The organism is Streptococcus sp. 3874 (assembly GCF_013276425.1).
Lineage (GTDB): Bacteria > Bacillota > Bacilli > Lactobacillales > Streptococcaceae > Streptococcus > Streptococcus pseudopneumoniae.
Map to the genome: position 1 here is coordinate 1 of NZ_VMLA01000091.1, position 10,497 is coordinate 10,497.

Consider the following 10,497-nt stretch of genomic DNA (forward strand, 5'->3'; position numbering starts at 1 on the left):
TTGTTATGACGCGCTTACACTATATTAAATAAAAATCAAAAAGCAAACTAGAAAGTTATGCTAAAATAAAATCTAAATTTGACAATGTAAATCGAGTCGGATAGCTTTAAGTACTGTTTTGAGGTTGAAGATACGATTTTTGATAGGAACTCATCAAATAGGTTTACTATCATCAATTTTGGATTTTTAAGCAGTATCAATAAATTGCTTCCTTGTTTTGTCATAATTTTTTTATTTAAAAAATTTACTTTATGACAAGAGTGTGCTATTCTTTTTATGAGAGGTGTATGAATATGATAAATGTATGTGATGTTGGAAAAAGAATAAAAGAACTTAGAATATCTTCAAATCTTACTCAAGATAAGATTGCTGAATATTTGTCTTTGAATCAAAGCATGATTGCCAAAATGGAAAAAGGTGAAAGGAATATCACGTCGGATGTTATTGAGAAACTATCTGCCCTGTTTTGCTGTACGGTTGAATATCTTTTGTTTGGCGAACAAGCTGAACAACAGTGTGTCATATCGTTTAGAAAAAATAAAATAGTAGACCAAGATCTTAAAGTTTTAGCGAAAATCAATAAAATTGTATTGAATCAATTTGAGATAGATCAGCTATTGGAGACAAAATAAATGATTGATAAAATGGATTTAAGTAATAAAGCTTCAAATCTTAGAAAAAAGTTGGGAGCTGATGGTGAAGCGCCGATAGATATTTTTAAATTGGTACAAAAGATAGAAAATTTGACGCTGGTATTTTATGGACTCGGAAAGAATATTAGCGGAGTCTGTTATAAAGGAACTCAGTCAAGTCTCATTGTAATCAATTCAGACATGTCATTAGGAAGACAAGGATTTTCTTTAGCACATGAACTGTATCATCTTTATTATGATGAGGTGAAGAAGAGTTCAGTCAGTCTTATCTTGATTGGTGAAGGAGATGAAACTGAAAGAAAAGCGGATCAGTTTGCTTCATATTTTTTAGTTTCCCCATCTTCACTGTATAGGATGGTTGAGGAAATCAGAGAAAATGCTAATAGAACTCATCTTGAAGTAGAAGATATTATAAAATTGGGTCAGTTTTATGGTATCAGTCATAAAGCTATGTTATATAGATTGCGGAATGATGGATACCTTGATGCAGAAGAAATTAAAAATATGGATATTAGTGTTATAGAGACAGCTTCAAGATTAGGCTATGATACAAGTTTATATCGTCCTTTGTCAGAAAGTAAAAAGGAAATGGTATTAGGACACTATATTAAATCGACTGAACAACTTTTAGAAAATAACAGAATTTCGCAAGGGAAGTATGAGGAACTGCTACTAGATGCTTTCAGATATGATATTGTATATGGGCTAGATGAAGAGGGGGAGTTGTCGTTTGACTAGTCGTGTATTTATTGATACAGATTGTATTTCAGCATTTTTATGGGTTGGCACTGAACATCTTTTAGAAAAGCTCTATTCGGGTAAAATTGTTATTCCACAAGAGGTGTATGATGAAATCAATATACCTACAATCCCCCATTTAAAATCTAGGATAGACCAGTTAGTAGCTAAGGGTTCAGCTGAGATTGTGAGCATAGACATTGGAACTGAAGAATACGCATTATATAGAAATTTAACAAGAAATCATGATAGTAACAAGGTTATTGGTAAGGGAGAAGCGGCTTCTATTTCCTTAGCGAAAAAGCATAACGGGATATTAGGAAGTAATAACCTAAGAGATGTTCAACCATATGTAGAAGAATTTTCTTTAGAACATATGACGACAGGAGATATACTGATTGAAGCGTTTAAAGCGTAATTTATTACTGAACAAGAGGGCAATCATATCTGGAATAATATGCTTAAAAAGAGAAGAAAAATTGGTGCAAATTCATTTTCAGACTATCTTCGTGGAAGTGTTCATCAAAATAGACAAAAATAAATTTGGATAAATCGAACTTACTATTCAGGAGGAATATGAGCAATTCGAAGAAGAAAAGTGTCAAATTGAGCCTATAAGAGTAGAAATGACCTACATAGGGGATGAGAGAAAAGTTGTCCTTGAAGTTTCCTTGAACGATTAGTCGCATGTCAAACGATATGTAGGGTAATGTGAGAAGGGATAGCGAGTAGTTTTTGGTTATTTTATCAAAAAACTTGTATTTTATCATACTGAATGATAAAATACAAGAAAAATAGTAGAATAAAGGAAAGCTTTTCTAAAATGTGTATCTCCCCACAGGATTCGTTCTTGTGGGATTTTTTTCGTTAAAGAAAGCGATAAATATTGACTTTTTGAAAGAAAGATGTCATAATTAAGTTGGAAAAAACGTAAAAGTATCACTTTTCTCGTTATCCCGACTCCCAAAACGTCGTTAAACCGCTCGGCAATCCATGGAGACATGGACACATAGTAGTAAGCACGCTATGTGGCTTGGCAGAGCTAAAAACTGTTCCCTTGCGATAAGCCTAATAAGCACAACATAGGGAGTTAGAGAAGCCGACTCTAATCATCCACTTTGGGCAGTAGTGAGAACTGCCCCGTGCTTTTTTTATTTTGAGAAAATATGGAGTTTGTCGTTGAAATTACTTGATTGTATTTTAGATTATCAAGAGAAATTCGATGGAAAAACATGTCAAGTATCAACGAATTATAAGCATTTAGAGACTTTCGAAGTAGATTTTTGCTTGACTGATTTACATCACTTATTTGGCTTGCACAAAATCACACGAGATTATGCTAGTCAAACAATACCTGCTATTCAAGCTGGTGTTTTTATTTTGGAAGATTTTAGAAATCATCCTATGTACAATGATGTAATCGAAAGGATATCTTTGTATAGTTTTATCGGTGATATCTTCTATTCTAAGATAACAAGTTGTTGTATCCTAGCCAAAGATTTATCTAAAAACACTATGAAGTTGGACGTCATATTTTTTGAAGATAGAAACAAAAGATCCGCAATTTTAGGTTTACGAAGAGATAAAAGTGGAATGTTTAAACCGGTTACTCTACATTTTACAAGCGCTAAGAAATATGCTAAAGTTCGTAAAACAGATGTGAAAGAAATTCAATGGTTATAAAAAACTTTTCGCAGGCTTCGGCTTGCGTTTTTTTGTTTGATAAAATTAAAAAAATGTGCAAAAATAAGTAGAATTGAAAACAGGAAAAAACACCTCCTTTCGATTCGCCAAGCCTCTTCGCAAGGCAATGAGGGGGCGGAGAGACGCGCTCGTCAACAGAAGTATCTCATTGGAAATGTTGCTCACTTTTTTAGTGAGCTTTTTATTTAAGGAATAGGAATGAAAAGTAAGAAGTTAAAATTATACTCAATGAAAATCTCTTCAAACCCGTCAGCGTCGCCTTGCAGTCTGTATCTTACTGACCAAGCTAGTGATGGACTTAAATAGGTGATTTGGAGAGCCCTATTGGCTAGGAAATGCTGATCATAGTCCTTTGCTGAGGCTAGGGTGTTTCAACATTCAACACTCAACTGTTGACCTAATTGATAGGAAGGGAATTACTATAAAATACTCAGGTTTCCATCATATATTTTGAAATGAGTTTGTAATTAAAATGTAATAATATCGTAACAATGGTGCAGAGGATGTTGTGCATATATAAATGTAGTATAATTCTTGTATCTTTGTTAAAAAAAAAGGCTGTATCAAAAGGTTTTATACGTCTATATATATATAATGTCGCTTTTTTCTTGCATTTTCTGACTCTATACTATCAGCGAGGGGGTTGATTTGTATGTCAGAAGTGTTAGTATAGAGTTGATATATTATCGTCTGTCGGCTTTTTGCGCGCTTTCTAAGCTCGGGGAAGTTCTCAGGCAAGGAAAGGATTCACTTATGTTCAAGAAAAAGAATGATGGTAATGGAGAGAAAATTTTCCGTTATTCAATAAGGAAGTACCACTTTGGTGCTGCCAGCGTTGCCGTTGCGGCGCTGATGTTTTTTGCCAATGGGACAGTACAGGCGCAAACGCCTGATATTTCTCCAGCTACAGAGAGCGAAGTGGCTAGAACCAGTGATGTTATAAGTTCTTCCTCGGATGGGGCTGAGGCTTTAAGCGAAAAAACTTCTGGTAAAAATCCCAACCAGCTAGAGCCTTCTACCCAAGGCAATCAAGAAAGTTCAGATAAAAACAAGTCTCTAGTAAAAGATAGCGAGGAAGGTAAGAAAGAGAATCAAGCAGAGACCGTCAGTCTAGTTGTAGATAAGTCGCTTGCCCAATCTGCTCAAACTAGTCTACAAGCTTTACTTGCCAATCTGACTCTGGATTCTATGAAAGAACTCCATGCTCGTGTAGAGGAAAGTCTAGCAAGAGCTAAAGCTGTTCTTGATAATCCAAACTCCAGTCAAGAGGAGGTTAATGCCCAGGTTCAAGTCATGAAAGCCTTGACTGAGGAGGTCAACAAGGCTTTGGCTGGTGGACTCACATCCCCAGCTCAGCTTGGGGAAGGAGGGAGCGCGACTACAAGTGAAGTAAGCCCGACTCCCAGACGGGGGCGAGGTCGCAGAGGACAACTAACCCCTCCTGCAATGCTAGCACCAGCAGAAAATCAAGAAATCAAAGAAACGACGGAGGAAGTTACAGACTACACAAATGGTCAGGGGAGCTATCCTTTATCAGAAAAAATCCATACTCTCCTCCAAGAACTGAAGATCAGCACTGAAAATCCAGAACAAGTCCAAAAACTCAAGGAAGCCTACGATAAACTCAACGAAGCATTGGGGCAATCAGAAAATGGGCTTGTCAATCAGGAGGTCTTTAATGCTGCACTTGAGGAGTATAAAAAGGCAGTCCAATTAAAGAATGGTGGGAGCTTCTCCTCACATTCTCGAGGTAAGAGAGATACAATATCTTCAAATCTAAGAGTTGGTTATGGAAAAAGGGGACCGGGTCCAAATGGAAAGTATACAGATTTAACCGATGATAGAACTGCTAAGAATTTTCAGAATAATACGCCATTCTACGGTAAAGACTTGTTTTGGGTTGCAGAATCAGATAATTCGAATATTAGAAATATCACTGTAAGTGGTCTAGAAGGAATGAACTTAAATCTTCGATTAGAAGGACAAGGTACTAGAAAAGCTGTATTGCGAGCAACTGGTACACCACCACAAAATGTTTTTGGAGCTAGGCGAATAGTTGTCACAGCAATTGCGGAAAATGGTCATAGTGTACAAAAAGAATTAACAATGATTTTCCATCTTCCTAAAGTTTCATTTGATACAAGTAGCGAAGATTTAAAAGGAAAAGCAAATGATAAGCCAATAGTTACTGTGAGAATGCCAGGAAATTTACCAAGTTCTCATATTCAATCTGGAACACAGGTAAAAGCTTTTTTAGTTAGAGGTGGTCGTAATAGTGATAACTGGTTAAATCCTCATGCAGAAGGGTATGAAGTTGTTGCTGTAACGCTAGTGAAGACTGACGGGACTGCTGTATTTACTCCGACTGATTATAGAAAAGAGAATATAGGAAAAGAACCTCTGAAAGCGATTTTAGCAATTGTCAATCAAGGAACAGAAACTCCAAAAGAAGACTATATCTCCCCTCTGTCAGATAGAAGTATTCAAGCTACAGATCCGATTGATAGGGATGGGGCCAAACAAGCCCTACAACAGAAAGCTCAAGCTAAGAAAGAGGAGTTGGCAAAAGTTCAGCACTTGACGAAAGAAGAATTGGATGAAGCCAAAGGCAAAGTAGACGCAGCCTTGACTAAAGCCGAAGGAGAAGTTGATAAAGCAACGAACCAAACTGGTGTCACTAGTGCCAAAGAGGCAGGTCTGACAGCCATCGGCAATGTCACAGCGACAGCTGATGGTAGTCAAGGCGATGCAAATAACCAAGATCAGCCTACTACTCCAAGCGCTCCAGCTCATTCGGGAAATTCGACGGATCAAGCTACTGATCCATCTGCTCAAGAGAGGGAAACAGGAAATGCGACAGCACCAGAGTCTCCACAAGGGCTATCTGGAAGTTCTGTGACACCACCAATCCGTAACCGGAGAAGTGTAACCTTTGCTGGTGGCACTCAATCGAGTCAAGAGAAACAGGTTGATAAATCCGTCTTAAGAGATTTGATTGGAGACTTGGAAACTCGTTTGAAAGACTTGGATGGTATTGATCAATCTGTCATCGACGCTGTGAAGATCATTCTCGGAGAGGGTCAAGAAGCCCTTAGAAATACTGACTTGACGGAAGCAGACTTGAGAGAGATGACTGCTAAGATCAAAGAAGCACTCGAATCCTTGAAAGGTAAGCAAGCGACTAAGGATAAAGAGGAAATGCAAGAAACAAGCAAAGAGCAAGGTCATCTTCCATATGGTACCATGATTGCTAGCCTGCTCGCCCTTCTTGGTCTCCTTCTCTTCCTCATCGCTCGTCGCAAGAAAGAGTCAGAACTCAAGAAATTGACTAAGGAACTGACTAAGGTTCTGCAAGAAAGCGACCTTACAAATGTAGATGCGAAAGTCCTTGACCAAGCACGAGAAGCTCTCGCTCAAGCAGTTGCCTTCCTAGCCAATGAGAAAGAGTCTGACCACACAGAAGAGGAGTTGATTGAGAAACTCAAAGCTGTTCTTGCTCAGTTAAGATAAGTCAAACTTAGCCGAGTCGGAAACCAGCTAGAATAGTGATTGATAGAATGTTGGAAAAACTCAATTTGAGGTGAACATTCAGAAAATCTTTCTCTGATAAAACGCATAATATCAAGCTTTTTAAGGCAAGGTATTATGCGTTTTTATCATTTTGAAACTTTTTGTTCCATCCTTTTTGTGATATTTTTCCCTTATTTCACAAATATTTCATATTTAGATTTTATAATAAGTTATAGTTCAGTTTTTACTATACTTTGATATTCAAATATGTTATACTATGATTATCAAAGTAAATGAAAGGGGTTACGAACATGACGCCAGAAGAAATGTACCTGACAGATCGATTGGACGTACAGATAGCTCATTTTTTAAAGAAAAGCGTTCAACATCGTAGACGCTATAAGGTATTAAAAATAACAGAAATCGTGGCAGGTTTCCTCATAGCTGTCTTTTGTGCTGTTCCTATGCCAGGTGATCGCTACCGTTTGATTTCGGTTGCCTTATCCAGTTTAGGCTTGCTGTGTGAAGGGATTCTCAATTTGTATAATGCAAAGGAACATTGGATTTCTTACCAAAAGACTGCGCAACTCCTGGAGAGAGAAAAATTCCTCTATCAATGCCAAACAGAGAAATATGCAGGAAAAACCAAGACTTTTGCCCTATTTGTCAAGACATGCGAAGGTCTTATCTCAGAGGAAATCAACCAGTGGGAAAGTATCCAGTCAAAAGAAGTGGCAGCTAGTGCAGATGCTCCAGAGAAAAAAGAGTAGGAGGTGGAGGAAATGTCTCAATCCAGCTACCTATTGCCCTTGCTCTGGTTAAAAAAAGAAGCCGACAAGGAAAAGATGAGCGCAACTCAGTGCCAGATATTTTTCTTTTATTATCAACTGTTTGAACTCTTATTTGCTAGAGAAAGCGACTTGAGAGACTTGTGTCTGGGAAGGCAAGGTTTTTATTTCTCGCAGTTAGAGAAAGATTTGCTTTCTGGAGTTTCCCACTTTTTAAAAAACTTGGAGGGCAAGGGGACTCTCAAGGCTAATCAAGAAGTATCAGCTCGCAAAGCCCTTTTTCTAGCCTTGACAACTAGCCAGTCAGATTGGCAAGCTTTGGCTCCTGTTTTTGATTTTTATCAGACTATCGGGAGACTTGAACATCCTTCTCTCTTGAGTTCTCAGGACAGACAATATCTGATGTGGATTTACCAGTCAGCTTTGGAGAAGGATTATAGTGTCAAGGTTATTGGCGACAAGCATTTTGTATTGAAGAGACAAGATGCTACTAAATTGACAGGGCGCCAAACTCAAACTTTGGAAACACTGAGTCAATCAGAAGACTTGGTCAATCCTGTCTATGTTACATTAGGAGAAAAGGGGGTGCTCTTGCTTGATTAAGAGAGGAGATGTTGTAGCTCTTTATTTGCCTTTTCCGACTATTAGTAGCGATTTGGCTGTGAAGAATCATATGTATATTTGTATTGACAACAGCATGACTAAAAACAAAGAGTTGGTTAAAAATCAGACCTTCAAACCAGCTCTCTTGACCAGACGTTTGGTCAAGAACTTTATGATAGAAGAGCCGGATCTAGCTCGTAATCCTTTTACAAGACCAACCTTGATTGACTTAGATAAGGTATTTATGTTGGATAATACGGTCATTCCGACTTCTTATCTAGCTAGACGGCGACGCAATGTCTCAGAAGAATTGTACGAGGAAATTTTGGATCACTTAGTCCAACCACGGCTGATTTCGCTGAACAAGTCTGAGTTTATGCAACTCAATCCAGGAACTTATTAGGAGGAAGAATATGGCAAATAAAGCAGTAAATGACTTTATACTAGCTATGGATTATGATAAAAAGAAACTCTTGACCCATCAGGGAGAGAGTATTGAAAATCGTTTCATCAAAGAGGGGAATCAACTACCCGATGAGTTTGTTGTTATCGAAAGAAAGAAGCGGAGCCTGTCGACAAACACAAGTGATATTTCCGTGACGGCTACCAACGATAGTCGCCTCTATCCTGGAGCGCTTCTCGTAGTGGATGAGACCTTGTTAGAGAATAATCCCACTCTTCTTGCGGTCGATCGTGCTCCGATGACTTATAGTATTGATTTGCCTGGTTTGGCAAGTAGTGATAGCTTTCTCCAAGTAGAAGATCCCAGCAATTCAAGTGTTCGCGGAGCGGTAAACGATTTGTTGGCCAAGTGGCATCAAGATTATGGTCAGGTCAATAATGTCCCAGCTAGAATGCAGTATGAAAAAATCACGGCTCACAGCATGGAACAACTCAAGGTCAAGTTTGGTTCTGACTTTGAAAAGACAGGGAATTCTCTTGATATTGATTTTAATTCTGTCCATTCGGGCGAAAAGCAGATTCAGATTGTTAATTTTAAGCAGATTTATTATACAGTCAGCGTAGATGCTGTTAAAAATCCAGGAGATGTGTTTCAAGATACTGTAACGGTAGAGGATTTAAGACAGAGAGGAATTTCTGCAGAGCGTCCTTTGGTCTATATTTCGAGTGTTGCTTATGGGCGCCAAGTCTATCTCAAGTTGGAAACCACGAGTAAGAGTGATGAAGTAGAGGCTGCTTTTGAAGCTTTGATAAAAGGAGTCAAGGTAGCTCCTCAGACAGAGTGGAAACAGATTTTGGACAATACAGAAGTGAAGGCGGTTATTTTAGGAGGGGATCCGAGTTCGGGTGCCCGAGTTGTAACAGGCAAGGTGGATATGGTAGAGGACTTGATTCAAGAAGGCAGTCGCTTTACAGCCAATCATCCAGGTTTGCCGATTTCTTATACAACTTCTTTTTTACGGGACAATGTAGTTGCGACCTTTCAAAACAGTACAGACTATGTTGAGACTAAGGTGACAGCCTACAGAAACGGAGATTTACTTTTGGATCATAGTGGTGCCTATGTTGCCCAATATTACATTACTTGGGATGAATTATCCTATGATAATCAAGGTAAGGAAGTTTTGACTCCTAAGGCTTGGGACAGAAATGGGCAGGATTTGACGGCTCATTTTACCACTAGTATTCCTTTAAAAGGGAATGTTCGCAATCTCTCTGTCAAAATTAGAGAGTGTACCGGACTTGCCTGGGAATGGTGGCGTACGGTTTATGAAAAAACCGATTTGCCACTAGTGCGTAAGCGGACGATTTCTATTTGGGGAACGACTCTTTATCCTCAGGTAGAGGATAAGGTAGAAAATGACTAGGCTCGTGATTTTAAAATGAGTCTATCAAACCGTAGCTGTAAGAAAAAGTAAAAAGGGTAGTGAAACTCCTTGCTATACAGGGAATTAGCTACCTTTTACTTGTTTTAGAAGTGCCGTTGTACTAGTCTAACTTCAGTATCATGTGAAATCAAAAAGAGCATACATTTCTGTTTCAGGAACACATAAATTACACTCTTCGAAAATCTCTTCAAACTACGTCAGCCCTATCTGCAACCTCAAAACAGTGTTTTGAGCAACCTGTGGCTAGTTTTCGAGTTTGCTCTTTGATTTTCATTGAGTAATAGATGTTTGGTTAGAAATTCTTCTATTGATTTCTTAGAATACAATAGCGCCTATAAGAACTGTTGAATTTCAAAGTATTTACTTGAACTATGATATGTCTGGAGTAGACTGTCAATAAAAGGTGCAGTATGATTGTTTTTGTCGATTATATCTACAAACTCTAAACAGTAGTTTGAGCGGACTTTGTCAAACTTGGTAGAAACTTTCTATTTTCAGATAATGGTCTAGTTTGTTTTTTGAATGTTGATAAGGATGGAAAGGCAAGACCATCTTGGCAACAAAAGTGCTATCCTAGTTGGATTTACTGAATAAAATCCATTTCCTCTAGTGAAAATCGAAAAAACTTGTGTTATAATCCCATCTTTGACA

The 10,497-nt window shown here is 38.2% G+C and carries 9 protein-coding genes; all 9 read left to right on the forward strand.

What is annotated here, in order from left to right; translation table 11 throughout:
• The first annotated feature begins 287 nt into the window (after positions 1-287).
• Positions 288-632 carry a helix-turn-helix transcriptional regulator gene (locus tag HT703_RS12025; protein ID WP_001056000.1) on the forward strand — a complete coding sequence of 115 codons (345 nt, stop codon included), beginning with the start codon at positions 288-290 and terminating at the stop codon, positions 630-632.
• A gap of 12 nt (positions 633-644) precedes the next feature.
• Complete coding sequence (locus tag HT703_RS08865) at positions 645-1,391, forward strand: ImmA/IrrE family metallo-endopeptidase (protein WP_306345051.1); 747 nt, start codon at positions 645-647, stop codon at positions 1,389-1,391.
• Entirely contained in the window at positions 1,384-1,809 is a 426-nt protein-coding gene (locus HT703_RS08870; protein ID WP_000204075.1) for a hypothetical protein, read from the forward strand. Before HT703_RS08865 ends, HT703_RS08870 begins: the two co-directional genes overlap by 8 nt.
• Before the next feature lie 710 nt (positions 1,810-2,519).
• Complete coding sequence (locus HT703_RS08875; RefSeq protein ID WP_311141307.1) at positions 2,520-3,074, forward strand: PBECR4 domain-containing protein; 555 nt, start codon at positions 2,520-2,522, stop codon at positions 3,072-3,074.
• A gap of 774 nt (positions 3,075-3,848) precedes the next feature.
• Positions 3,849-6,605, forward strand: a complete 2,757-nt coding sequence (locus HT703_RS08880; RefSeq protein ID WP_138707957.1) for a DUF1542 domain-containing protein — start codon at positions 3,849-3,851, stop codon at positions 6,603-6,605.
• A 311-nt stretch (positions 6,606-6,916) separates the two neighbouring features.
• Entirely contained in the window at positions 6,917-7,375 is a 459-nt protein-coding gene (locus tag HT703_RS08885) for a DUF4231 domain-containing protein (protein WP_000186951.1), read from the forward strand.
• Between the two features lie 12 nt (positions 7,376-7,387).
• Positions 7,388-7,996, forward strand: a complete 609-nt coding sequence (locus HT703_RS08890; RefSeq protein WP_000083606.1) for a hypothetical protein — start codon at positions 7,388-7,390, stop codon at positions 7,994-7,996.
• Positions 7,989-8,399 (forward strand): hypothetical protein, encoded by a 411-nt coding sequence (locus HT703_RS08895; RefSeq protein WP_000595757.1) that lies wholly within the window; start codon positions 7,989-7,991, stop codon positions 8,397-8,399. Before HT703_RS08890 ends, HT703_RS08895 begins: the two co-directional genes overlap by 8 nt.
• Positions 8,400-8,409: 10 nt before the next feature.
• Complete coding sequence (gene ply / locus HT703_RS08900; RefSeq protein ID WP_001284352.1) at positions 8,410-9,825, forward strand: cholesterol-dependent cytolysin pneumolysin; 1,416 nt, start codon at positions 8,410-8,412, stop codon at positions 9,823-9,825.
• Positions 9,826-10,497: the final 672 nt, after the last annotated feature.

What these genes read in the sequence shown, in the direction of transcription:
- HT703_RS12025 (WP_001056000.1), top strand. Translation starts at nt 288, where the DNA reads ATGAATATGATAAATGTATGTGATGTTGGAAAAAGAATAAAAGAACTT.
- HT703_RS08880 (WP_138707957.1), top strand. Translation starts at nt 3,849, where the DNA reads ATGTTCAAGAAAAAGAATGATGGTAATGGAGAGAAAATTTTCCGTTAT.
- HT703_RS08865 (WP_306345051.1), top strand. Translation starts at nt 645, where the DNA reads ATGGATTTAAGTAATAAAGCTTCAAATCTTAGAAAAAAGTTGGGAGCT.
- HT703_RS08890 (WP_000083606.1), top strand. Translation starts at nt 7,388, where the DNA reads ATGTCTCAATCCAGCTACCTATTGCCCTTGCTCTGGTTAAAAAAAGAA.
- ply (WP_001284352.1), top strand. Translation starts at nt 8,410, where the DNA reads ATGGCAAATAAAGCAGTAAATGACTTTATACTAGCTATGGATTATGAT.
- HT703_RS08885 (WP_000186951.1), top strand. Translation starts at nt 6,917, where the DNA reads ATGACGCCAGAAGAAATGTACCTGACAGATCGATTGGACGTACAGATA.